The organism is Piscinibacter sp. PDB5-1 (assembly GCF_056676035.1).
Genome location: NZ_JBWVZL010000005.1, coordinates 29,353 through 53,351, shown reverse-complemented (window position 1 = coordinate 53,351; position 23,999 = coordinate 29,353). Strand labels below are relative to the sequence as shown.

At 68.7% G+C, this 23,999-nt stretch carries 22 protein-coding genes; 6 read left to right on the top strand and 16 right to left on the bottom strand.

Going from position 1 to position 23,999, the window contains the following annotated elements; genetic code table 11:
• Window positions 1-419: 419 nt before the first annotated feature.
• A complete protein-coding gene (locus AC1KAT_RS19145; RefSeq protein WP_480328584.1) occupies window positions 420-950 on the top strand; it encodes an antitoxin Xre/MbcA/ParS toxin-binding domain-containing protein in 531 nt (176 codons plus the stop codon).
• A gap of 536 nt (window positions 951-1,486) precedes the next feature.
• On the opposite strand, the gene AC1KAT_RS19140 is transcribed toward AC1KAT_RS19145, so the two are convergent.
• The 7 genes from AC1KAT_RS19140 to glpD form a co-directional block, all read right to left on the bottom strand.
• Entirely contained in the window at window positions 1,487-3,220 is a 1,734-nt protein-coding gene (locus AC1KAT_RS19140; RefSeq protein WP_480328583.1) for an ABC transporter substrate-binding protein, read from the bottom strand.
• Between the two features lie 98 nt (window positions 3,221-3,318).
• Window positions 3,319-3,627, bottom strand: coding sequence for a DUF2160 domain-containing protein (locus AC1KAT_RS19135; RefSeq protein WP_480328582.1), 309 nt, complete (start codon window positions 3,625-3,627; stop codon window positions 3,319-3,321).
• A gap of 14 nt (window positions 3,628-3,641) precedes the next feature.
• Window positions 3,642-4,454 (bottom strand): carbohydrate ABC transporter permease, encoded by an 813-nt coding sequence (locus AC1KAT_RS19130; protein WP_480328581.1) that lies wholly within the window; start codon window positions 4,452-4,454, stop codon window positions 3,642-3,644.
• Window positions 4,447-5,331, bottom strand: coding sequence for a carbohydrate ABC transporter permease (locus tag AC1KAT_RS19125; protein WP_480328580.1), 885 nt, complete (start codon window positions 5,329-5,331; stop codon window positions 4,447-4,449). The genes AC1KAT_RS19130 and AC1KAT_RS19125 overlap by 8 nt, the downstream gene beginning before the upstream one ends.
• A complete protein-coding gene (locus AC1KAT_RS19120) occupies window positions 5,328-6,356 on the bottom strand; it encodes an ABC transporter ATP-binding protein (protein WP_480328579.1) in 1,029 nt (342 codons plus the stop codon). Before AC1KAT_RS19120 ends, AC1KAT_RS19125 begins: the two co-directional genes overlap by 4 nt.
• A gap of 1 nt (window position 6,357) precedes the next feature.
• Window positions 6,358-7,425, bottom strand: coding sequence for an ABC transporter ATP-binding protein (locus tag AC1KAT_RS19115; protein WP_480328578.1), 1,068 nt, complete (start codon window positions 7,423-7,425; stop codon window positions 6,358-6,360).
• Complete coding sequence (glpD, locus tag AC1KAT_RS19110) at window positions 7,416-8,999, bottom strand: glycerol-3-phosphate dehydrogenase (protein WP_480329204.1); 1,584 nt, start codon at window positions 8,997-8,999, stop codon at window positions 7,416-7,418. The genes AC1KAT_RS19115 and glpD overlap by 10 nt, the downstream gene beginning before the upstream one ends.
• 190 nt (window positions 9,000-9,189) lie before the next feature.
• Between glpD and AC1KAT_RS19105 the strand changes: the two genes are divergently transcribed.
• Together AC1KAT_RS19105 and glpK are read left to right on the top strand one after the other, a co-directional pair.
• A complete protein-coding gene (locus AC1KAT_RS19105) occupies window positions 9,190-9,957 on the top strand; it encodes a DeoR/GlpR family DNA-binding transcription regulator (protein ID WP_480328577.1) in 768 nt (255 codons plus the stop codon).
• Window positions 9,958-10,076: 119 nt separating this feature from the next.
• Window positions 10,077-11,582: a glycerol kinase GlpK gene (gene glpK, locus AC1KAT_RS19100; RefSeq protein WP_480328576.1), complete on the top strand. Its 1,506-nt coding sequence runs from the start codon at window positions 10,077-10,079 to the stop codon at window positions 11,580-11,582.
• A gap of 34 nt (window positions 11,583-11,616) precedes the next feature.
• Here glpK and AC1KAT_RS19095 read toward each other — a convergent pair whose 3' ends face one another.
• Genes AC1KAT_RS19095 through AC1KAT_RS19080 form a run of 4 tightly spaced genes read right to left on the bottom strand, consistent with a single transcriptional unit; the run spans window position 11,617 to window position 14,872 of the window.
• Window positions 11,617-12,186 carry an NADAR family protein gene (locus AC1KAT_RS19095; RefSeq protein ID WP_480328575.1) on the bottom strand — a complete coding sequence of 190 codons (570 nt, stop codon included), beginning with the start codon at window positions 12,184-12,186 and terminating at the stop codon, window positions 11,617-11,619.
• Between the two features lie 8 nt (window positions 12,187-12,194).
• On the bottom strand, window positions 12,195-12,899 hold the full coding sequence (locus AC1KAT_RS19090) for a DUF4291 domain-containing protein (RefSeq protein ID WP_480328574.1): 705 nt from the start codon (window positions 12,897-12,899) through the stop codon (window positions 12,195-12,197).
• A 3-nt stretch (window positions 12,900-12,902) separates the two neighbouring features.
• On the bottom strand, window positions 12,903-13,838 hold the full coding sequence (locus AC1KAT_RS19085; RefSeq protein ID WP_480328573.1) for a diacylglycerol kinase catalytic domain-containing protein: 936 nt from the start codon (window positions 13,836-13,838) through the stop codon (window positions 12,903-12,905).
• Window positions 13,838-14,872 carry an SPFH domain-containing protein gene (locus AC1KAT_RS19080; RefSeq protein ID WP_480328572.1) on the bottom strand — a complete coding sequence of 345 codons (1,035 nt, stop codon included), beginning with the start codon at window positions 14,870-14,872 and terminating at the stop codon, window positions 13,838-13,840. Before AC1KAT_RS19080 ends, AC1KAT_RS19085 begins: the two co-directional genes overlap by 1 nt.
• A 179-nt stretch (window positions 14,873-15,051) precedes the next feature.
• On the opposite strand from AC1KAT_RS19080, the gene AC1KAT_RS19075 reads away from it, so the two are divergent.
• Together AC1KAT_RS19075 and AC1KAT_RS19070 are read left to right on the top strand one after the other, a co-directional pair.
• Complete coding sequence (locus tag AC1KAT_RS19075; RefSeq protein ID WP_480328571.1) at window positions 15,052-15,819, top strand: NUDIX hydrolase; 768 nt, start codon at window positions 15,052-15,054, stop codon at window positions 15,817-15,819.
• Window positions 15,816-16,727, top strand: coding sequence for an ADP-ribosylglycohydrolase family protein (locus tag AC1KAT_RS19070; protein ID WP_480328570.1), 912 nt, complete (start codon window positions 15,816-15,818; stop codon window positions 16,725-16,727). Before AC1KAT_RS19075 ends, AC1KAT_RS19070 begins: the two co-directional genes overlap by 4 nt.
• A 12-nt stretch (window positions 16,728-16,739) precedes the next feature.
• Here the strand turns inward: AC1KAT_RS19070 and AC1KAT_RS19065 are convergent, their stop codons facing one another.
• From AC1KAT_RS19065 to AC1KAT_RS19045, 5 genes are all read right to left on the bottom strand, one after another.
• Window positions 16,740-17,558 carry a hypothetical protein gene (locus tag AC1KAT_RS19065; protein WP_480328569.1) on the bottom strand — a complete coding sequence of 273 codons (819 nt, stop codon included), beginning with the start codon at window positions 17,556-17,558 and terminating at the stop codon, window positions 16,740-16,742.
• Between the two features lie 136 nt (window positions 17,559-17,694).
• Window positions 17,695-19,704 carry a PEP/pyruvate-binding domain-containing protein gene (locus AC1KAT_RS19060; RefSeq protein ID WP_480328568.1) on the bottom strand — a complete coding sequence of 670 codons (2,010 nt, stop codon included), beginning with the start codon at window positions 19,702-19,704 and terminating at the stop codon, window positions 17,695-17,697.
• Window positions 19,705-19,732: 28 nt separating this feature from the next.
• Window positions 19,733-20,935, bottom strand: a complete 1,203-nt coding sequence (locus tag AC1KAT_RS19055) for a CaiB/BaiF CoA transferase family protein (protein ID WP_480328567.1) — start codon at window positions 20,933-20,935, stop codon at window positions 19,733-19,735.
• Between the two features lie 28 nt (window positions 20,936-20,963).
• The gene (locus AC1KAT_RS19050; RefSeq protein ID WP_480328566.1) at window positions 20,964-21,806 is read right to left on the bottom strand and encodes a 23S rRNA (adenine(2030)-N(6))-methyltransferase RlmJ; all 843 of its coding nucleotides are present in this window, start codon (window positions 21,804-21,806) and stop codon (window positions 20,964-20,966) included.
• Between the two features lie 2 nt (window positions 21,807-21,808).
• Window positions 21,809-22,798 (bottom strand): LysR family transcriptional regulator, encoded by a 990-nt coding sequence (locus AC1KAT_RS19045; RefSeq protein ID WP_480328565.1) that lies wholly within the window; start codon window positions 22,796-22,798, stop codon window positions 21,809-21,811.
• 101 nt (window positions 22,799-22,899) lie between these two features.
• On the opposite strand from AC1KAT_RS19045, the gene AC1KAT_RS19040 reads away from it, so the two are divergent.
• Window positions 22,900-23,907 (top strand): zinc-binding alcohol dehydrogenase family protein, encoded by a 1,008-nt coding sequence (locus AC1KAT_RS19040; RefSeq protein ID WP_480328564.1) that lies wholly within the window; start codon window positions 22,900-22,902, stop codon window positions 23,905-23,907.
• The last annotated feature ends 92 nt before the right edge of the window (window positions 23,908-23,999 follow it).

Here is a 23,999-nt window from a genome sequence, read left to right as displayed (position 1 = left end):
CGGGCACGTTGTGTTTGCTCAGTGGTTGTTCCGGGACTGCCTACCGGTTCAGGGCGGGAGATTTGCATTTGCTACGGAAGTGCCGGGTCGACAGCGCAAGTTCGATCCTTCGAGCAGCAGATGTTCCATTGCGTGTTGATGCGGCGTGGTCCGGGCTGACAAGCGGACGACTGCTGCGCTCTCGACACCAGTCATTGGTGTTGCCACGACTTCAGAAGAGCCGATGACGGCTTCATGCCACGCACCGTGTACCCGGCTGAAAGCCGCTAGTAACGGCATTCGCTGCATAGCGGCCGCTCCCATGGTGCAGAGACGCACTAGTGCGGAAGTGAGCCGGCCCCTTACCACCCCTGGTACCTGCGCCACTCCCGCTCTGCGTCCGGAGGTGTAGGATCGTCTACAAGTGGTAGGAGCAGAGCATGAAGGTGCACAGCGCACGTTCGACCGCGAAGCTGACCTCGGACTGTTCGCAGACTTCCGGGTGCGGCCAGGTGAACGTCTTCGGAGACAAAAGGCGTGGGTCGTCCGACTGCTTCTATCACGAGACTTCCGGCGCGTTTGGAAGCTCTGAGTTCACGGCCCACGATGCAGTGATGAAGGGCCTGTCAGGCAGGGCGCTGACTGAAACCATCTCAAGAACAGCCAGGGGCACTCTCTCCGTCGGCGCCATCCTGAAGGTCCTTGGCATAAGCGCGCACACCGCCCACCGTATTCGATCGAACCCGGACAAGCCAATCGCCGTACGTACGGCAGACGCTGTCTATCGGGTCGAGTCCACGCGCGCAATGGCGGAACAGGTGCTTGGCAGTGCGGAGGCCGCCAGCGAGTGGCTGAACAGTGAGTCGATCGGGTTGGGGTTTAGAAGGCCGGTCGAGCTGCTGAGCACTTCGCCCGGTTGCGAATCCGTCAAGATCCTCTTGCAACGGATGAGGTACGGGGTCTACGCGTAACTCCGATTGCGTGGGGTCAGCAGTCGATGCTTGGGACGAACATGCACTCGGTGAGACGCACACCCGCGCCACAGTTGGTGCCAGAAGGCTTCGCCGAAAGCTGGCCATCCCGAGTTGACGGCATTTGGCCGATTTATTGGCGGTTTCTGTACGGCCTGCGTGAACGAGCGCCGCTTTCAGGATTCGTGGCTTGCGCAACTTGACAGGCGTCTCACAGGAGAGCCGTGATAAGCGCGGTTAAGCGCAAGCTTTTGCGCTCATGGACGCATTTTTCGCCAGCAAATGGTTGATGGCCGGCGGGTGGCAGACGCGAGAGCGGACAAGGATCGCCAAGTATTGCTTCATTCCGGCCGTGTTTTTGCTGAACTATTCAGACGCCTTCTCCGTGACCCCCGCTGCAGCGGCCCTCGTCCACGGTCCCCGGCACCAACCTCCTCGATCACCCCTCGCTGTGCGCGCCACGCGGCACGCGCAGCGTCGCGCCTGCACCGGGGCGCAGCGGCTCGCGCGCGCCGCGCCCCAGGCAGTTGCCCAGGTCAGCGCACCTTGCCGGCCTTCCACGCGTTGAGCAGCGTGTCGTACGCGATGGTCTCGCCCTTGGGCTTTTCGTTGGCGAGCTTGGCCCACGGGGCGCCCTTGTCGCTGAGGTACTTCTTCGGGTCTTCTTTCTTGTTGAGCTTGGGCGCGCAGCGGGCCATGCCGGCGCGTTCGAGCCGCGCCATCACCTGGTCCATTTCTTCGGCCAGGGTGTCCATCGCGGCCTGCGGCGTTTTTTCGCCGGTGACGGCCACGGCCACGTTCTTCCACCACAGTTGCGCGAGCTTGGGGTAGTCGGGCACGTTGGTGCCGGTCGGCGTCCAGGCCACGCGCGCGGGCGAGCGGTAGAACTCGACCAGGCCGCCCAGCTTGGGCGCGAGGTCGGTCATGGCCTTGCTCTGAATGTCGCTCTCGCGGATGGGCGTGAGGCCCACGATGGTCTTCTTCAGCGACGTGGTCTTGGCGGTCACGAACTGCGCGTACAGCCACGCGGCGGCGGTTTTGTTCTCGTCGTGCTTGTCGAAAAAGGTCCACGAGCCGACGTCCTGGTAGCCGTTCTGCATGCCCTGCTTCCAGTACGGGCCGTTGGGGCCGGGGGCCATGCGCCACTTGGGCGTGCCGTCGTCGTTGACCACGGGCAGGCCCTTCTTGGTCATGTCGGCGGTGAAGGCCGTGTACCAGAAGATCTGCTGCGCGATCTGGCCTTGTGCGGGCACGGGGCCGGCCTCGCCAAAGGTCATGCCGGTGGCCTCTTTCGGCGCGTACTTCTTCATCCAGTCGACGTACTTGGTGAGTGCATAGACCGCAGCCGGCGAGTTGGTGGCACCACCGCGCGAGACGCTCGCACCCTGTGGTGTGCAGCCATCGGCCGACGCACGGATGCCCCATTCGTCGACCGGCTTGCCATTGGGGATGCCGATGTCGGCGGTGCCGGCCATCGACAGCCACGCGTCGGTGAAGCGCCAGCCGAGCGACGGGTCTTTCTTGCCATAGTCCATGTGACCGTAGATGGGCTTGCCGTCGATGGTCTTCACGTCATTGGTGAAGAAGTCGGCGATGTCTTCGTAGGCGCTCCAGTTCAGCGGCACGCCGAGGTCGTAGCCGTACTTGGCCTTGAACTTCTGCTTGAGGTCGGCCCGTGCGAACAGATCGGCGCGGAACCAGTACAGGTTGGCGAACTGCTGGTCGGGCAGCTGGTAGAGCTTCTTGTCGGGGCCGGTCGTGAAGCTGGTGCCGATGAAGTCTTTCAAGTCGAGGCCGGGGTTGGTGTACTCCTTGCCCTTGCCGGCCATGTAGTCGGTCAGGTTCATGACCTTGCCGTAGCGGTAGTGCGTGCCGATCAGGTCAGAGTCGCTGATCCACCCGTCGTAGATCGACTTGCCCGACTGCATCGAGGTCTGCAGTTTCTCGACCACGTCGCCTTCCTGGATGAGGTCGTGCTTGACCTGGATGCCGGTGATCTCGCTGAAGGCTTTGGCCAGCGTCTTCGATTCGTACTCGTGCGTGGTGATGGTCTCGGACACCACCGAGATCGACTTCACCCCCTTGGCCTGCAGCTTCTTGGCCGCTTCGATGAACCACTTCATCTCGGCCATCTGCTGATCCTTCGTCAGCGTCGAGGGTTGGAACTCGCTGTCGATCCACTTCTTGGCTTCGGCTTCACCGGCCCAGGCGCTGTGGCCGATCGTCAAGGCGGCAGCGGCGAAAGCCACGGCATTCAAGCGCAATTTCATAGTGATCTCCTCAGTGGCTTCCCGTCTCGCAGGTCAGGGCGCATCGGCTGGGAAGGAGGGCCGCTGCGTCGGTCGATTCGGTTTCGGTCGCTGAGAGCTCAGCCCTTGCGCATGACGAGGGTCAGCAGCGCGGCAGAGACGGCGGTGGCGATCCACACCGAGGGCTCTTCGGCCAGACCGAACCACTCGACCATCTTTTCGCTGAAGGCCACGAACGCGAGGTGCACGTAGGCGGCGAGCAAAAGGCCGATGAAGAGCCGGTCGCCGCGCGTCGTGGCCATGGGCAGCCAGCCCTTGCGCTCGGTGGTGGGTTGCTTGATCTCCCACACCGTCATCGCGATGAGCATCCCCACGATGGCGGTGAAGAAGATCGCCACCGGCTGGGTCCAGGCCATCCACTCGAACATGCTGACTCCTTCGCTCACACGCGCCCCATCGCGAAGCCCTTGGCGATGTAGTGCCGCACGAACCAGATGACGATGGCGCCCGGCACGATGGTCAGCACGCCCGCTGCCGCCAGCACGCCCCAGTCCATGCCCGAGGCGCTGACCGTGCGCGTCATCACCGCGACGATGGGCTTGGCATCGACGCTCGTGAGCGTGCGCGCCATCAGCAGCTCGACCCAGCTGAACATGAAGCAGAAGAAGGCCGCGACGCCGACGCCGGCTTTCACCAGCGGCAGGAAGATCGTCAGGAAGAAACGCGGGAACGAGTAACCGTCGATGTAGGCCGTCTCGTCGATCTCGCGCGGGATGCCGCTCATGAAGCCTTCAAGAATCCACACCGCCAGCGGCACGTTGAACAGCAGGTGCGCGAGCGCGACCGCGATGTGCGTGTCCATCAACCCGAGCGTCGTGTAGAGCTGGAAGAACGGCAGCAGAAAGACCGCCGGCGGCGTCATGCGGTTGGTGAGCAGCCAGAAGAAGACGTGCTTGTCACCGAGGAAGCGATAGCGGCTGAACGCATACGCCGCCGGCAGTGCGACCAGCAGCGACACCACGGTGTTGATGCCAACGTAGATCAACGAGTTGATGTAGCCCGAGTACCAGCTCTCGTCGGTGAAGATGGTTTTGTAGTGGTCGAGCGTGAAGGTCTGCGGCCACAGGCTGAAGCTGGAGAGGATCTCGACGTTCGTCTTGAACGACATGTTGACCATCCAGTAGACCGGGAGGATGGCGAACAGCAGGTACAGCGCGAGGAAGACGCTGCGCTTCTTGAAGCGGCGGTCATCCATGGCCGGCCTCCGGCCTCGACTGCGTGCCCACGCGCTGCATCCAGTTGTAGAGGATGAAACACAGCAGCAGGATGATCAGGAAGTAGATCAACGAGAAGGCCGCCGCCGGGCCGAGGTCGAACTGGCCGACCGCCTTCTGCGTGAGGTACTGGCTCAGGAACGTGGTGGCGTTGCCGGGCCCGCCACCAGTCAACACGAAGGGCTCGGTGTAGATCATGAAGCTGTCCATGAAGCGCAGCAGCACGGCGATCATCAGCACGCCGCGCAGCTTGGGCAGCTGGATGTAGCGGAACACGGCGAACTTGCTCGCGCCGTCGATGCGCGCGGCCTGGTAGTACGCGTCGGGAATGGCGCGCAGGCCGGCGAAGCACAGCAGCGCGACGAGCGGCGTCCAGTGCCACACGTCCATCAGCAGCACGGTGAGCCACGCATCGGTGGCGTTGCCCGTGTAGCTGTAGTCGATGCCGAGCGTCGCGAGCGTGTGGCCGAAGAGGCCGATGTCGGCGCGGCCGTAGATCTGCCAGATGGTGCCGACCACGTTCCATGGAATCAGCAGCGAGATCGCGACCGTCACCAGCACCGCCGACGAACGCCAGCCCTGCGCGGGCATCGACAGCGCGAGCAGGATGCCGAGCGGGATCTCGACCAACAGGACGGCGAGCGAGAAGCCGATCTGCCGCAGCAACGCGCCGTGCAGTTCTTCGTCGCGCATCACGAGCTTGAACCACTCGGTGCCGACGAACACGCGGCGCTCGGGCGAGATGATGTCTTGCACCGAGTAGTTCACCACCGTCATCAGCGGCAGCACGGCCGAGAAGGCCACGCAGAGCACGACGGGCAGGATGAGCAGCCAGGCTTTCTGGTTGACGGGTTTCATGCCACCAGCTCCTCGTTGCGGTAGTAGCAGGTGTGCGGGCCGCGCACCGCGAGCCACACGCTGTCGCCCACGGCGGGCGGTGCGAGCTGCGGCGACAACCTCGCGCGCACCACGCTCGCGCCCACCTGCGCCGTCAGCAGCCAATACGTGCCCACGTCTTGCCGTTGCGTGACCGTGCCCTGCACGGCGCCCTCGGCCTGCGCACCGGCGAGCACCACGTACTCGGGCCGCACGCCGAGCTGGGTGGCGCCTTCGGGCGCGCCGGGCACGATGCCGGCCGGCAGGAAGTTCATGCCCGGCGAGCCGATGAAGTGGCCGACGAAGGTGTGCGCGGGCCGCTCGAACAGCTCGCCCGCCGTGCCCCGCTGCACCACGCGGCCGCGCGTCATCACGACCACCTGGTCGGCAAAGGTCAGCGCCTCGACCTGGTCGTGCGTCACGTAGATGAGCGTGAGCTTCAGCTCGTGGTGGATCTGCTTGAGCTTGCGGCGCAGCTGCCACTTGAGGTGCGGGTCGATCACGGTGAGCGGTTCGTCGAACAGCACGGCTGACACGTCTTCGCGCACCAGGCCACGGCCGAGCGAGATCTTCTGCTTCGCGTCGGCGCTCAGGCCGGCGGCGCGCTGGTTGAGCTGGTTGCTCATCTCGAGCATCTCGGCGATCTGGCCGACACGGTGGCGGATGCGCTCGGCCGGCACGCCGCGATTGCGCAGCGGGAAGGCCAGGTTCTCGGCCACGGTCATCGTGTCGTAGACGACCGGGAACTGGAACACCTGCGCGATGTTGCGCTGCTGCGGCGTTTGCGCGGTCACGTCCACGCCGTCGAAGCGCACGCTGCCTTGCGAGGGCACGAGCAGGCCCGAGACGATGTTGAGCAGCGTGGTCTTGCCACAGCCCGAGGGGCCGAGCAAGGCGTAGGCGCCACCGTCTTCGAACGTCATCTTCAAGGGCAGCAGCGCGTAGTCTTCATCGCGCTGCGGGTTCGCGCGGTACGCGTGGGCGAGGTCGAGGTCGATGCGTGCCATGTCAGTCGCCCTCCGGCGCGGCAAGCAGTTCGCCGTTGAAGTCGAACACGTAGACGTCCGCCGGGTCGAGGTACAGCGTCAGCGGCGCGCCGAGGTCGAACACGTGCACGCCGGTGAGCTGGGCCACGAGTTCGCCGTTGGCGGTGGCCACGTGCACGAAGGTGTCGGAACCCGAGATTTCGGCCAGCTCCACACGGCCGGCGAACGCGAGGTCGCCCTCGCGTGCCTGCACGCGCAAGACGTTGGCGCGGATGCCCACCGTGAGCGTCGCGCCGCAGCCCGGCGGCAGCTGCGGCTTGTGGATGTAGACATCGGGCGGCATGCGCACACCCTCGGTGGCGAACTCGCTGGTGACCAGGTTCATCGGCGGGTCGCTGAACGCTCGCGCGACGCGCATCGACTTCGGCCGGCGGAACACCTCGGCCGTGGGCCCGTACTGCAGCAGCTCGCCGGCATCGAGCACGGCCGTGTAGCCGCCCAGCAGTAGCGCCTCGTGCGGCTCGGTGGTGGCATAGACGACGGTCGAGCGGCCGGCGCTGAACAGCTGCGTCAATTCGTCGCGCAGTTCTTCGCGCAGCTTGTAGTCGAGGTTCACCAGGGGTTCGTCGAGCAGCATCAGCGGGGCGTCTTTCGCCAACGCTCTCGCCAATGCCACGCGCTGCTGCTGGCCGCCCGACAGCTCGGCGGGCAGGCGCTGCAGGAAGGGCTCGATGTGCAGGCGCTCGGCCAGCCCGTTGACGCGCGTGGCGATGTCTTTCTCGCCGCGCAGCTTGAGCGGCGAGGCGATGTTGTCGAACACGCTCATCGACGGGTAGTTGATGAACTGCTGGTAGACCATCGCGACGTTGCGCTGGCGCACCGGCACGCGCGTCACGTCGCGGCCATCGACCTGCACGCGGCCTTGCGTGGGCGCGTCGAGCCCGGCCATCACGCGCATGAGGCTGGTCTTGCCGGCCTGCGTGGCACCCAGCAGCACGGTGATGGTGTTGGGCACGAGCGTGAGGTCGAGCGGGTAGAGGTGCGTCTCGGCGCCCACCTGTTGGCCGACGGCGTGCAGGCTCAGTTCCATGCGGGGGTCTCTCTCGTCGCGGGCACGGCTTGCCAATGCGCCTCGCACCAGCGCGCGACGGCTGCGCGCTGCGCGGGCGTGTAGTGCAGGCCCAGCTTGCTGCGGCGCCACAGCACATCGTCGGCGCGCGTGGCCCATTCGTGGCGGTGCAGGTAGTGCAGCTCGGCCTCGAACAGGCCGGGCGCAACCTCGTTGCCGAGGGCGCCGTCGAGCACCCGTGCGACGCGGGCGCCGTAGGCCCGCGCCAAGCGGTGCAGCAGCGCTTCGGGCACGCCGGGGTGGCGCAGGCACAGGGCCTGCACGAAGCGGGCGAAGTCGGTGTCAGGGCGTTGCGGCGGGCCGATCACGGCCTGCAGGTCGCCACCGGGCAGGTGGGCGCCGCGCGTCCAAGCGCCGCGCGGCGGGTTCAACACGACGGCGAGGCGGTCGCTGGCCTCTTCGGCGAGCTTGCGGAAGGTGGTGATCTTGCCGCCCCACACCGACAGCAGCGGCGCCGCGGCGGTGTCGAGTTCGAGCGAGTAGTCGCGCGTCACGGCGGCGGGGTCGCCCGATTCGTCGTCGAGCAACGGGCGCACGCCGGAATACGTCCACACCACGTCGTCCGGCTGCACGGGCTGGCGCAGGTAGCGGCTGGCCTGCGCGCAGAGGTAGGCGATCTCGCCAGCGTCGATGCGCGCGTCGCCGATGGCGCCGTGGTGCTCGACATCGGTGGTGCCGATCAGCGTGAAATCACGCTCGTAGGGGATCAAAAAGATGATGCGCTTGTCGGGGTTTTGCAGGATGTAGGCGTGGTCGTGCGCGAACACGCGCGGCACGACGATGTGGCTGCCCTTCACGAGCCGCAACGCCTTGGCCCGCGGTGCGTGCGCGTGTTCGCCGAGGAACTGCGCCGTCCACGGCCCGGCCGCGTTGACCAGCGCCCGCGCCTGCACCTGCTGCATGGCGCCGCTTTCGTGCTGCAGCGTGGCCGTCCAGTGCGATGCCGTGCGGCGCGCGTCGGTGCAGCGCCAGCGCGTGAGCACCGTGGCGCCGTGCTCGGCCGCATCGACCGCGTTGAGCACGACGAGCCGCGCGTCATCGACCCAGCCGTCCGAATAGACGAAGCCGCGCGTGAACCGCGGCTGCAGCGGCTCGCCCAGTGCGTGATGGCGCAGGTCGATGCCGTGCGAGCCGGCCAGCACCTCGCGGCGGGCCAGGTGGTCGTACAGAAAGAGGCCGAGGCGGATCATCCACGCCGGGCGCATGGCCGCGTCGTGCGGCATCACGAAGCGCAGCGGCCACATGATGTGCGGGGCGCTCTTGAGCAGCACCTCGCGCTCGGCCAGCGCCTTGCGCACCAGCGCGAACTCGTAGTACTCGAGGTAGCGCAAGCCGCCGTGGATCAGCTTGGTCGAGGCCGACGAGGTGTGCGCGGCAAGGTCGTCTTTCTCGCACAGCAGCACCGAGAGGCCGCGCCCGGCCAGGTCGCGCGCGATGCCGGCGCCGTTGATGCCGCCGCCCACCACGAGCACATCGACGGCACGGGGCGCGGGCGCCGCGGCCGGGCCGGCCGGCGGGGTGGGCAGGGAGGACACGTCCAACGCGGATGACTCCTGGCGGCGATCCCTAGGCCCCGGCGGCTTTTCGCACGGCGGTTCGGGAATGTTCGTTTTGGTTCGAAGCTTTTCTTTTTATGCGCAAAACGAAAACGGCGCAAGCGGGGCATCCCGCTGCGTGCGTGGTCCGTGTTTCGCTAGCCTTCGCGGCGCAACCGTCCCGCCCCCGATGACCCCCAACCCCCGACAAGCCCAGCTGCTCGATGCGCTGCGCAGCCAAGGCTCGATCAGCATCGAAGCGCTGGCCGAGCGCTTCGGCGTGACCCTGCAGACCGTGCGGCGCGACGTGGCGCTGCTGTCCGACGCCGGCCTGGTGGCGCGCTTTCACGGCGGCGTGCGCCTGCCGGGCTCGACCACCGAGAACATCGCCTACCGCCAGCGCCAGCAGCTCAACGAAGCGGCCAAGCAGCGCATCGCGCGCGCGGTGGCGAAGGCGGTGCCTTCGGGCTGCTCGTTGATCCTCAACATCGGCACCACGGTCGAGGCGATTGCCCGCGAGCTGCTGCGCCACCAGGGGCTGCGCGTCATCACCAACAACCTGAACGTGGCCGCCATCCTGGCCGACAACCCCGAGTGCGAGGTGATCGTCGCTGGCGGCGTGGTGCGCTCGCGCGACCGCGGCATCGTCGGCGAGGTGACGGTCGATTTCTTCCGGCAGTTCAAGGTGGACATCGCCCTCATCGGCATCTCGGGCATCGAGGCCGATGGCACGCTGCGCGACTTCGACTACCGCGAGGTGAAGGTGGCGCGGGCCATCATCGAACACTCGCGGCAGGTGTGGGTCGCCGCCGACCACAGCAAGTTCAACCGGCCTGCGATGGTGCAGCTGGCGCGCCTGGGCGAAGTGGACATGCTCTTCACCGACCAGACGCCGCCCGAGCCCTTTCCGCACATGCTGAGCGAGGCCGGTGTGCAGTGCCATGTCACGACTGGATGAATTGATCGCATGAGACACCCTGTGCCAACGTCGAAGCGGGCCGAGCGTCGGGCCGCCCCCCAGCCGGCCCGCATCCCCCTGGGGGCTCGGCGGATGTCTTCATCGGGCGAGGGGCTGGCATGACCTACCTGCTCGCCCTCGACCAGGGCACCTCCAGCTCGCGCAGCATCGTGTTCGACCGCGACGGCCACATCGTCGAGATGGCGCAGCGCGAGTTTCGCCAGAGCTATCCGCAGCCGGGCTGGGTCGAGCACGACCCGAAAGAGATCTGGGACAGCCAGCTCGCCACCGCACGCGAAGCGCTGGCCCGCGCCAACCTGCGCGCGCAAGACATCGCCGCCGTCGGCATCACCAACCAGCGCGAGACCACCGTGCTGTGGCACCGCCAGACCGGCGAGCCCGTGTACCCGGCCATCGTGTGGCAAGACCGCCGCGCCGAGCCGATGTGCGCCGAGCTGCGCGCACGCGGGCTGGGCGACACCGTCCGCGACAAGACCGGCCTCGTCATCGACGCCTACTTCTCGGCCACCAAGCTGCAATGGCTGCTGACGAACGTGCCCGGCGCACGCGCGCAGGCCGAGCGCGGCGAGCTGGCCTTCGGCACCGTGGACAGCTGGCTGATGTGGCACCTGACCGGCGGCCAGGTGCACGCCACCGACGTCAGCAACGCCGCGCGCACGATGCTGTGGAACGTGCGCGAGAACCGCTGGGACGACGAGCTGCTGCGCGCGCTCGACATCCCGCCCCCGCTGCTGCCGCAGGTGCACGCGTCGAGCCACGTCTTCGGCCACACCCGCGCCGACCTGCTGGGCGCGGCGCTGCCCATCGGCGGCGTGGCGGGCGACCAGCAAAGCGCGCTCTTCGGCCAGGCCTGCTTCAAGGCCGGCCTCGCCAAGAACACCTACGGCACCGGCTGCTTCATGCTGATGCATACCGGCGAACGCTTCCTCACCTCGTCGAACGGGCTGATCACCACCAGCGCCGCGCAGTGCGGCAGCCTCGCGCGGCCCGAGTACGCGCTCGAAGGCAGCGTCTTCATCGGCGGCGCCGTGGTGCAGTGGCTGCGCGACGGGCTGCATGCCATCCGCGCCAGCAGCGAGGTGCAGCGCCTCGCCGAAAGCGTGCCCGACGCGGGCGGCGTGATGTTCGTGCCGGCCTTCACCGGCCTCGGCGCGCCCTACTGGCAGCCCGAAGCGCGCGGCGCCATCGTCGGCCTGTCACGCGGCACCACGGTCGCGCACATCGCGCGTGCGGCACTCGAGAGCATCGCCTTCCAGAGCGCGGCGCTGCTGCTGGCGATGATCCGCGACGCGGTCGCCGCCGGTGGTACGCCCGTGGCCGAACTGCGCGTCGATGGCGGCGCCTGCGTCAACGACTTGCTGATGCAGTTCCAGGCCGACGTGCTGGGCATCCCGGTCGTGCGCCCGCGCGTGATCGAGACCACCGCGCTCGGCGCCGCCTACCTCGCCGGCCTGTCGTGCGGCGTCTATGCCGGGCAGGACGAGCTGGCCGCGCAGTGGCAGGTCGAGCGGCGCTTTCACCCGACGCTGCCGCGCGAGCGCGCCCACGACCTGATGCTGCGCTGGGAGCACGCGGTGAAGCAGGCGGCGCTGCCCGGGCCCTGAGCGACACCTGCGCGCGCTGCGTGTGGCCGGGCGCTCAGCCGGCGGCCAGACGCGCCCGCACCTCCATCAGCGCGAAGCCCAGGAGGTTTTCGCCCGGCCAGCGCGCCGGGTCGTGCGCGTCCGCATGGTCGGCGGCCAGGCCGATGCCCCAGATGCTGTCCACCGGGCTGGCTTCCACGATCACCGAGGTGCCGGTGTTCAGCAAGAACTCGCGCAGCGCGGCGTGCTGGCCGAACTTGCCCAGGTTGGCCGCGACGACGATGTCGAAGCGCTGCTCGCGCCAGAGCGCCTCGTCGAAGCCGGCGATCTGGCGGCCGAGCTTCTTGGCGTCGGCCGGTTTGTGGGCTTGCAGGATGCGTTGCCGCACGGCCGCATCGCCGAACAAGCGCGCCTTCTCGGCCATCATGAAATGCTCGGCCGTGCGGTAGCTCATGCCGTCGAGCGTGAACGGCGCTTCCCACCATTGGCTGAAGCAGCTCTTGCTGACGCGGCCATCGGGCGCGGGGCGGTGGCCCCAGAAGAAGACATAGGTCGGGCGGGTGCCGCTCGCAAGCGCGGCAATCAGTTCAGGCACCTTGCGCACGCAATCAACAGTGGGTCTCATCGGTGTTCTCAGGTCGGCTGGCGAGCGGTGACGTACACCTGTTCCAACGGTGTCAGCAGTTCACGTGACGTGTCCGTGGCATGGCCTCGTTGCCCGGCGACGAAGGGGGTCATGTCGATCAGTTCGAGCAGCTCGTCCCGGGCCATGCGGCGCAGCATCGGGCCCCGCAATCCGAGCTGGATCGCCCGACGTTGCGTCTTGGCCCCGCTGGGCAGGTGGTCGGGATCCCATTGCAGGCGAACGTCCGAGGCGGCCACCGCGCGCTGCCACGCTTCGCGCGTCGGGTGACGCGTCGGGTCGAACGAGGACGCGACGGCCGCGTGCAGCAGTTCATCGAAGAAGGCTCGACGCAGGCGAAGTGCCAGCACCACCTCCTGCCCAGGCTTCGTGCCCCAGCCCGAGCGGTACATCATCCACAGGAAGTTCGGCTTGATCCAACTCATGCGCTCAAAGCTGAAGCCGGGCCCTCCGAAGTGCCCGTTCTGCAGCGCATACGCGCCGATGCTCGGTCGGTAGGCCTGGTACACGATGACCGAGGCCTCGTCGTGCTGCGCCAGGATGTGTTCGCCCCCTTGTGGCCAGCGCGCTTGCTGCTCGAAGAATGGGGCCACCGGCAGCGGATGCTTGCCCGGGTGACCGGAATGCAGGTACTCGTTCATGTTTCGTTTCTCTTGCGATGTTCTGTGGAAATCATCATCGCGGGCGACATTCAATCGTCAGACCACCAGTTGCCCCCGCGTCGATGCGATGGTGATGCGGGCCTCGACCCCCGCACCGAAGCGCAGGTGGTCCGCCTCCATGCCGTCCGAAAAGATGACGCCTTGCTCGGGCATGCGCGAGCGCAGCGTCAACGGGCGGCGGGCGCTGACCTCGCCGAAGACCAGTTCGGTCTTCGAGGCCTTCGACGGAAAGGGCTCGCGCACCGCGAAGCTCAGCCTGTCGGCGTCCCAGGCGGTCGCGTGGTGGGGCGCCTCGCCAGCGGCCCCGCCTTGCAGCGCCTGCGCGATGCCCAGCGAGCCGGTCACGACGCTCTTGATCCACGCCGTCGAGCCCAGGCCGGTGGCGACAATCACGCCCGACGACGACTGCAGCTCGCGCCGCCCGCACGACTCGATCTCGTACAGCGCCGAGGTGTGCGTGCGTGCGCCGATGAACAGGTCGTTCACGGCCCGCAAACGCTGCCCGTCGGACAGGCGCGCCTCGGCCATCGTCACCGCGCGCGTGGCCCGCTTGTCGCGCGCCACCGCCGCCAGCACGCCAGCCAGCGCGGGAGGTTCAAAGGGCAGCAGCACGCCATCCCAGCGCGCGGGCTCGGGGTTCAGGCCGACCAGCGGCTGGCCTTCGAGGTACTTCATCGTGTTGGCGACCAGGCCGTCCTGGCCCAGCGCGACCACGATGTCGTCGGCGGCGAAGATGAAGTTCGGCAGGTAGCCCCGGTCCACGATCTGGTAGCGGCCCCAGGTCTGCAAGGCGTTCACCACCACATCGAGGCTGCGCGCATAGGCCGCGTTCTCGGTGACGTAGTCGCCGAAGTCGGCGCCCAGGCGCTCCAGATAGAAGCGCGCCTGCGCCAGGGTGTGGTGACGCGCGACCAGCTCTTCGAGCCGGGTGCGGCGCGTCACCAGCACCACCTTGCGTTGCGGTGCGCTCATCACGCCGCCTTGCCCGCTCGGGCGGTGGGCGCCAGCAGCGATTGCAGCAGCTCGGGCGACATGTTGAGCTGGCCGATGCGCTCGGCCTTCTCGGCGATGCCCCCGAAGGCCTGCGCGATCAGCTGACCCGGCTGCATGCCCACGGCGGCCAGCGCCTGCACGGTGCGCGGATCGGCCTTGTCGAGCGCCTGCATAAGGGCGCCCACGCGGTGGGCTTCGGCCTCGGCGAGCGTGCGGCTGTTGAGCGCCTGGCCCTCGACGAGCTGCTGGCGCTGCGCTTCGAGCGACACGTCGGCGGCCATCTGCTCGTCGCGCAGCGTGTTTTCTTTGCGCATCAGCACGGCCTTGGCCTCCATCTGCGTCTCGCGGATCTCGCGCTTCTTGTGCTCGACGGCGATCTCGGTGTCCAGCTCGTTCTGGCGGATCGCGCGTTCTTTCTCGACCGCCGACATGCGGCGCGTGTACACCGCGTCGTCGGCCGCCTTGAGGTTGGACTCACGCGCCTCGGCTTCGAGGGCCCGCGCGATGTCGGGCGTGGGCTTGACCGCGATGATCGACACGCCCAGCACCTCGAGCCCCAGCGCCTGGATCTCGGCCTGCGCCGCGAGTTGCCGCTCGGCCGCCCGCGCGATGATCGCCGACGAGCACAGCGCCTTCTTCAGGTCGAGCGCCTGCACGGCCTGCTGCACGATCACCTCGACCTGCATCGCCACGCGGTCACCGAGCCGCACCGGGTCTTCCGACACGTAGGACTTGCCATCGCTGGCGAGCGAGAAGTCCATCAAGGCCGCCACGCGCGACGGGTGGCCCACGCGGTAGGTGACCTGGCCTTGCACGGTGACGCTCTGGAAGTCGGCGGTGACCAGTTCGAGCATGAAGGGGCGGTCTTGGCTCGCCACCGGCACGGCGACCAGCGTGGTCGTGGGACCGAAGTAGTAGAACGACTGGCCCACGCCTTCGCGCACGAGCTTGCCGCCCTTGAACTGCATCAGGTGGGTGGTGGGTTGCGATTTGATGAAGCGAATGCCGAACATGGGGTCCTCCGTGAGCCTTTGTGGTGGGTTGCGTGAATCGGCCGGTTCGCCGGATTCATAAGTTGTACAGTGCAACTCACATAAGTTGGACAATACAACTCATTCACGCCGCACGCAAGCCCCGATTCGCTTCGACCTCACACCGGCCACCCACCGCCCCCCAACACCGAACCCCACCCATGAACACACGCCCTGCACGCAACACCCCGGTGCGCACGCCGTCGCGCGCCGCGACAAAGCCGAGCTTTCCGCTGCCGTACACGACGGTGGACGTGGTCATCTTCACGGTGATCGACGACGCGCTGCGGGTGCTGCTGGTGCAACGGCCCGGGGCGAGCGACGACCCCTTTCCGGGCGCGTGGGCGCTGCCGGGCGGCTTCGTGGACATCGAGCGCGACGCCGACCTCGAAGCCTGCGCACGCCGCAAGCTGGTCGAAAAGACCGGCGTCGTGAGCCCCTACCTCGAACAGCTCGGCAGCTGGGGCGGCATCCAGCGCGACCCGCGCGGCTGGTCGGCCACGCACGTGTACTTCGCACTGATCGCGGCGCACGAACTCACGCTCGCCAAAGGCGCGAACGCAGCCGACGTGGGCTGGTTCGACGTCGAGACCGTGTTGCGCAAACCGAAGCTCGCGTTCGACCACGGCGACATCTTGCGCACCGCCGTCGAGCGCCTGCGCAGCAAGGTCGAATACACCTCGCTGCCGGCCTTTCTGCTCGACGAGCCCTTCACGCTGCCGCAACTGCAACGCGCCTACGAAGTGGTGCTGGGCCGCCCGGTGGACAAGAGCGGCTTTCGCACCCGCATGCTGGCCGCGCAGTTTCTCGACGAGGCCGGCCACGTCGAAGGCGACTCGAACCGCCCCGCGATGGGCTACCGCCTGCGCGACCGCTCAGCGCCGGTGGTCTTTCCGCGCACCTTCAGCCCGCGAGGGGGGCACGCATGAGCCTCACCCCGCAAGACCGCGCACTCGGCGCCTTGCTCGGCCTGGCCTGCGGTGACGCCGTGGGCACCACGGTCGAGTTCTCACCGCGCGGCAGCTTCGCCCCCGTGACCGACATGGTCGGCGGTGGCCCCTTCGAGCTGCAGGCCGGGCAGTGGACCGACGACACCTCGATGGCCCTGTGCCTGGCCGAAAGCCTGTTGCAGCGACAGGGCTTCGACGCACGCGACCAGATGAACCGCTATGTGAACTGGTGGCAATGGGGCTACCTGAGCGCCACCGGCGACTGCTTCGACATCGGCATGACCGTGTCGAAGGCCTTGCAGCGCTACCTGGCCACGCAAGACCCGTTCGCCGGCGACACCGACCCGCGCAGCGCCGGCAACGGCTCGCTGATGCGGCTGGCGCCGGTGGTGCTGTTCTTCCACCCCGACACCCCGCAGGTGCTGGCGCAGGCACGGCGCAGTTCAGAGACCACACATGGCGCCCCCGAAGCCGTCGAGTGCTGCGAGCTGTTCGCCGAAATGCTGGACCGGGCCTTGCGCGGGCTGCCGAAGCCCGCCGTCGTGCAAACCGTGCTCGCCCAGCCCCGCGAGCCGAAGGTGCAGGCGCTGGCCCGCGGCGCCTACCGCGACAAACCCATCGACACGATTCGCGGCACGGGCTATTGCATCGACTCGCTCGAAGCCGCGCTGTGGTGTTTCATGCACGGCACGAGCTTCGAAGACACGGTGCTGATGGCCGCCAACCTGGGTGACGACGCCGACACCACCGCCGCCATCGCCGGCCAGTTGGCCGGGGCGTTCTACGGCCGCACGGGCATTCCGCTGCACTGGCTGGAGCGGCTCACGATGCGCGACGAGATCGAGCGCATGGCGATTGCGCTGCACGCGGCGGCAGCGGCCGCCTGAGCCTTACCGAGTTCATGCCGCCGGTGCCGGCTTCTCGGTCTGCACCGCCTGCAATCGCCCCACCAGGTGAACCAGCACGTCGGCCGACATCACGGCGGTGATGTGCATCGTGTGAAAAACCTGCCCGTCGACATCGACGATGGCGGCGCGTTCGGTCCATGCGTGGGTGCTGAAGTCGCCGATGCGGGCGATGGGGATCGTCTTGCCCTGCACACGCAGTTCGTCGCGCGTGAGTTCGAGCGTGTGGGTGGGGTGGCCCATGTCGCGCGAGGCGACGAAGCTCTTGGCCAGGGCCACTTTGTCCGAGAAGCAGCGAAAGCGCGCCGCGCCACCGCGCATCAACTCCGCGAAGAGCTTGTCGCCGCGCCGTGCCACGAGGCGTTCGCGCAGCGTACGGGTGAGTTGCGCGAGCCCGCTCGTTCGGCCACCGGCGCTGAACCACGGCGCACCTTGGGTGGTACGAAACGCGAGGCCGGGAAAGTAGAAGAGGTAGAGGTCTTCGATGTCGTCGTAGCGGGCGGTGTGCTCGCGGCCGCCTCGCACCGCGCGCACGCCGTGGTCGTGCAGATGGATCGTCGTCTGCGCGCGCATCGCCAGCCACAGCAACACAAGGATGAGCCCGGCCACACCGAGCGACACCGCGCCGGCGCCCTGCAGCAACGCCGGGTCGCCGCTGAAGTTGACCGTCTTGCCGACCTGCGTGACCAGCCACAGCACGAAGACCCCCGTGGCCGCGAAGACGGTGGCGAGCAGCACCCACACCGCGACCATCGCTCGGCTCTTGCTGTGCGTGCTGAGGCGGGGCCCCAAGGTGGATGACGTGCCGGACATGCGATGGACTCCTCGTGGTGCCTGGGTTCGATGGAGCCTTCGATGATCGGGGCAAAGCCAACCCGACACAGGGCCGTGTGGGTGACCGCTTGCAACGAGGTGCCGCCCTGCACGCGCGGCCGGGCAGCGTCGCCGCTCAGTGCCGCGCCGCACCCGCGTCGATGAAGGGCCGCGACTGCAAGACCACCACGCGGCCTTGCGCGTCGAGGGCCCATTCGATGTCCTGGTCGCGGCCGCCCAGCAAGGGCTTGAGCTGCCGGCCGGCACGCGCCAGCGCACGCAAGGCCGCGTCGCTCAGCACCTCGCTGCCGGCGGCGATGGCGGTTTCGGTCACGCCGCCTTGGGCATCGAGCTGCAAGGCGCTGTCGTCGGCCGAGCGGGTGAGGCGGCGCACCGCACCGCTGCGGCCATCGACCATCGACTGCTCGGCCACGGCGCGCCCTTCGACCACGCGCATGCCCAGGCCGCGCTTGGCCGACACGTAGACCGCGTCGCGGTGCGTGGCGTCGAAGGGGTCGCGCGTGATCATTACGCCCGAGGCGACCGAGTCGGTGGCGGTCTGCACCAGCACGGCCATGTAGACGTCGCCGTGTGCGATGCCCGCGTGCCGCCGCGCCTCGAAGGCCTCGAACTGGTAGACCGAGGCCCACACGGTCTGCACCGCGCGCACGAGGTCGTCGGCGCGCGTGACGTTGGGCACGGTGGCGAAGAGGCCTGCGCCGCTGAACTGGGGCAGGTCTTCGGAGTTCGACGAGCTGCGCACGAACACGCCGCGCTGCGCGAGCTGGGTGGACCAGGCTTGCGACCAGCCGCGTGCGGTGTCGGCATCGACCGGCAGCGCCGCCAGGTCGTCGCGCAAGGCCGCCAGCGCCTGGCGCCGCACCACGCGGCTGCGCTCGAAACCTTCGGTCTGCAGCGCGCGGCGGATGCGTGCCTGCACCTCGCCGCGCTGCATGAAGGCCGCGTAGTGCGCGTACGGAATGCAATAGCCCGCCGGCACCGGCGCCACGCCTGGCAGGCGGCCGCTGCGCACGTTGTGGGTGATCTCGCCGAGCGTCGCGGCCTTGCTGCCGCAGTGGCGGCTGTCGCTGCGGCGCAGGCCGGCCAGCGGGCGCAGCGTGCTCACGCGCAGGTCGGGCGCACGCACGGCCATGGGCTTCACGCGTGACGGCAGCGTCTTGGGGGCGGGCACGGCCTCGATCGCATGCGCTTCGGCGCCGACGCGCAGGCGCACCCACTGGCGGTCGAGCGGCGCGAGCGTGGTGAAGGCGTCTTTCACGTACGCGTTCGGGATGCCCCAGCCCTTGGCCAGCACGTTGACGTGCGACAGCACCGTGGACGGCCGCTCGGTCACCACCCCCGCCACCGGCGGCAGGGCCAGCGGCACCTCGCGCAGCACGACGATGTCGTAGGGCTCGATGTCGTCTTCGGTGTCCGACTCGACGTCGGCCATCAGCCGCAGCCGGCCCACGGCGAGGCCGGTGTTGAGCGGCAGGTAGCTGCGCTGGCCGAGGATCTCGCGCTCGGTCAACGTGGCGATGCCGGCCGCGCTGCCGATGCCCTCGTGCTGCGACGAGTTGGCCTTGAACACCAGCGGCTCGAAGAAGCTCGCCGACAGGCGCGCCTGCGCGGTGCGCAGCAGCTCGGGGGTGAGCTGGTCGCCTTCCCAGAACTCGTAGACCCAGCGCTTCAGCTCGGCGCGATGACCGATGGTGCCCAGCAGAAAACGCCGCGTCGGGCTGCGGTACTGGGACGCGAGCATGGCGCGGTCGAAGCTTTCGCCCGGGTGCTGCGCGCGGATGAAGGCCTCGTGCAAGGCGAAGCGGTGGGTGTTGATGTAGTGCACGGTGGGGCCCTTCGACGGGTCGCCGCGCAGGTCGATCAGGAAGATCGTGTGCACGATCTCGCGCGGCGTGCCCGGGGCCTGCACGCGCGCCACGCGGTCGAACTCAGCCCGGCTGCGGATGGCGTCGAGCGACGCACGCGGGCTGGGCGCCTGGCTGGCCGGTGCCAGCACCTCGCCCTTGCGTTGCGCGGCGAAGGGCGAGGGCTTGTCGGCAAGCTGCGCGTGGCCGGCGCCGGCGGCGGCGAGCCCGGCGCAGCACAGCGCGAAGTGTCGAAGGTGGCGCCGGGCGGTGGTGAGCATGTCGGGTGTCCTCGGGTGTCTCGGCGGGTCAGACGACACCGCGTGCCCGCAGGGCCGCGAGCTGTTCGGCCGTCACGCCGACCTCGCGCAGCACGGCCTCGGTGTCTTCGCCCAGCGTGGGCGCGCGGCGGGTGATGGCACCGGGCGTGGCGCTCAGTTTGGGCACGATGCCCGGCACCTCGACGCTCAGGCCGTCGGCGCTGGTCACGCGTTCGAGCATGCCGCGTGCGCGGTAGTGCGGGTCTTCGGCGATGTCGCGCGCGGTGTAGATGCGCCCGGCCGGCACCTGGGCCGCGTTCAGCGCGTCGAGCACCTCGGTGACCTGCCGCGTGGCCGTCCACGCGCCGATGGCGGCGTCGATCTCTTCGACCCGCGCCACGCGACCGGCATTGCCGGCGAGCGCAGGGTCGTCGGCCAGGTCGGCGCGGTCGATGGCCTTCATCAAGCGCTTGAAGATGCTGTCGCCGTTGCCCGCGACGAGCACCCAGCCGTCGGCACACGCATAGGCGTTGCTCGGCGCGATGCCGGGCAGCGCCGAGCCGGCCGGCGCACGCACGGTGCCGAAGGCGCTGTACTCGGGCAGCAGGCTTTCCATGCAGTTGAAGACGGCTTCGTACAGCGCCACGTCGATCACCTGCCCGCGGCCCTGCGGCGCCTCGGGCGACACCGTGGCCCGCCGGTGGTGCAGCGCCATCAGGATGCCGATCACCCCGTGCAGCGAGGCCAGCGTGTCGCCGATGCTCACGCCCACGCGCACCGGCACGCGGCCCGGTTCGGCGCTGAGGTGGCGCAGCCCGCCCATCGCCTCGGCCACGACGCCGAAGCCGGGGCGGTCTTTGTAGGGGCCGGTCTGGCCGTAGCCGCTGATGCGCAGCATCACGAGCTTGGGGTTGCTGCGGCTCAGTTCGTCGTAGCCGAAGCCCCAGGCCTCCATCACGCCGGGCTTGAAGTTCTCGACCAGCACGTCGGCTTCGTCGATGAGCTTGCGCACGATCTCGCGCGCCTCGGGCTGCTTGAGGTCGAGCGCCACGCTCTTCTTGTTGCGCGACTGCACCTGCCACCACACGCTGGTGCCGTTGTGCAGCAGGCGCCATTGGCGCAACGGGTCGCCGCCGTCGGGGGCTTCGATCTTGATGACCTCGGCGCCGAAATCGGCCAGGGTCTTGGCGGCAAAGGGGCCGGCGATGAGCTGGCCGAGTTCGACGACTTTCAATCCGGCCAGCGGGCCCATGGCGTGCTCCATCCGTGCGTGTGCGGGGTCAGGCGGCCTTCTGTTCGATCAGGTAGTTGGCACCGTCGTACTGGCCGAGCGTCTCGACCAGCCAGGGCATCAGCTCGACCATCTCGTCGTGCAGCGTGTACGGCGGGTTGAGGATGAACATGCCGCTGCCCGCGAGGCCGAAGCCTTGCGAGTCGGGCTCTTGTACGGTGAGGCGCACGTGCAGCCAGCCCTTGGGCGCGAGGCCTTGCAGGCGGCGCGGCAGCTCGGCCGCTTCGACCTTCTGCACCTGCGGGTACCAGACGCAGTACACGCCTTCGGCGAAGCGCTGCACCGCGTCGCGCAGCGAATGCACCACGCGGCCGTAGTCGCCGTGGCCTTCGTAGCTCGGGTCCATCAGCACCACGGCGCGGCGCGTCGAGGGCGGCACCTGGCCCTTCAGGCTGTCGAAGCCGTCGGTGTCGAACACCTGCGCGCCCTTGGCTTCGCCGAGGTAGGACGCGAGGATGCGGTGGTCGGTCGGGTGCTTCTCGAAGAAGCGCATCTGGTCGCCCGGGCGCAGCAGCAGGCTGGCGAACGCCGGCGAGCCGGGATACTGCGCGAGCTGGCCATCGGGGTTGAAGAGCTTCACGACCTCGACGTAGTCGGCCACCAGCTCGGGCAGGTCGTCGCGGCCCCACAGGCGGCCGATGCCCTCTTCGAACTCCATCTTCTTCTGCGCGTAGCGGCCTTCGAGCGAGTAGCCGCCCGCCCCGGCGTGCGTGTCGATCACGCGGTAGGGCTTGTCCTTCTGGTTCATGTAGCGCAGCACGCGCGTGTAGACGATGTGCTTGAGCACGTCGGCGTGGTTGCCCGCATGGAAGGCGTGTCGGTAGGCGAGCATGGTCAGTCTTTCGAAGAAGGGGGCACTGTATCGCCCTCGTGGGGCCCGTCGTGCGGGATCTCGCCGAAGCGGGCCACCAGCTCGTCGAGCAGGTGGCGCACGCGCAGCGGCATGTGGGGCTGCGCGGGCAGCAGCGCCTGCAGCGGGAAGCTCGGGCCGCGCCAGGCGGGCAGCAGTTCGACCAGCCGGCCGGCGCGCAGGTCGGCCAGCACGTCGAGCCGCGCCTTGAAGGCGATGCCGCGGCCCTGCACGGCCCATTCGCGCACCAGCCCGCCGTCGTCGGCGATGCGGCGGCCCTGGACCTTCACGCGCTGGGTCGCGCCGCCTTCGCCGCGCAGCGTCCACACCAGCTCGGGCTGGCCGCTGAGGTACAGCGGCAGGCACTCGTGGCGCAGCAGGTCTTGCGGGTGCGCGGGCGTGCCGTGCCGGGCGAGGTAGCCGGGCGAGGCCACCAGCACGCGGCGGGTGACGTGCAGCGGCCGCACGACCAGCGACGAGTCGGGCAGCACGCCGTAGCGCACCGCCAGGTCCACCCCTTCGCGCCGCAGGTCCTGGATGCCGTCCGACAGGTGCAGCGTCAGGCGCAGCCCGGGGTGGCGGGCGAGGAAGTCGTCGAGCAACGGGCTCAGCACCTCGCGGCCCAGATCCACCGGCGCGGCGAGGTGGATGTCGCCGGCCAGCCGCTGGCGCTGCGCGCCCAGCAGGGCACGGGCGTCGTCCAGCTCGCCGAGGGCGCGCCGGGCGTGTTCGCGCAGCAGCTCGCCCTCGGGCGTCAGGCGCATCGAGCGCGTCGAGCGCTCGACCAGGCGCACGCCCAGCGCGGCTTCGAGGCGCTTGAGCGAGGCGCTCGCGGCCGCCGGGGTCAGCTGCAACTGCCGGGCGGCGGCCGAGAGCGAGCCGGCCTCGGCCAGCCGCACGAAGAGCTGCAGCTGCGCGAGCTGCAGGTCCGCCGGCAGTTCGGCCGGGGGCAGGGGCAAAACAGCGGGGCCCATCTTCAAATGTTGATTGAAAGAGTTGATTGATTGACTGGAATTATCAATTCCCCGGCGAATACCTACAGTGCGGCCCTCACCACCCTTCCCGCGCCCCCGCCATGAAAGCCATCGCCTTCCAGCACCCCCTGCCCATCGAGCACGCCGAGGCCCTGTTCGACACCACGCTGCCCGAGCCCGTGCCCGGCCCGCGCGACCTGCGGGTGCGCGTGCAGGCCGTGTCGGTCAACCCGGTGGACACCAAAGTGCGCCAGCGCAACACGCCCCCGGCCGGCCAGCCGCAGGTGCTGGGCTTCGACGCGGCCGGCGTGGTCGAGTCGGTGGGTGCGCAGGTCACGCTGTTCAAGCCGGGCGACCGCGTCTACTACGCCGGCGACATCACGCGCCCCGGCAGCAACGCCGAGCTGCAGCTGGTGGATGAACGCATCGTCGGCCGCATGCCGGCCTCGCTCGACTTCGCGCAGGCGGCCGCCTTGCCGCTGACCGCCATCACCGCTTGGGAACTGCTGTTCGACCGGCTCGGCGTCACGCCCGACACCGAGGGCGCGCTGCTGGTCGTGGGCGCGGCCGGGGGCGTCGGCTCCATCCTCACGCAGCTGGCGCGCCAGCTGACGCAACTCACCATCGTCGGCACCGCCTCGCGGCCCGAGACGCAGGCCTGGGTGCGCGAACTCGGCGCGCACCACGTGATCGACCACAGCCAGCCGCTGGCGGCCGAGCTGCGCCGGATCGGCGTGCCGCAGGTCGGCTTCGTTGCCAGCCTCACGCACACCGACACGCACTACGTGCAGATCATCGAAGCGCTGGCCCCGCAGGGGCGCCTCGGCTTGATCGACGACCCGGCCACACCGCTTAACGTGATGACGCTCAAGCTCAAGTGCCTCTCGCTGCATTGGGAAATGATGTTCACCCGCTCGCGCTTCCAGACACCCGACATGCAGGCCCAGCACGTGCTGCTCAACCGCGTGGCCGACCTGGTGGATGCCGGCCGGGTGCGCACCACGCTCGCCGAGCACTTCGGCACGATCAACGCCGCCCACCTGAAGCGCGCCCACGCCTTCGTCGAGAGCGGCCAGGCCCGCGGCAAGGTGGTGCTCGAGGGCTTCTGAGCCGGCACCGGGCTGTCGGCCCGGCGACGGCAGGCCGGGCCGAGAGTGACTAGGATCGCCGACAGCTGCGCCCGGGCGCATCGCCTCATTCC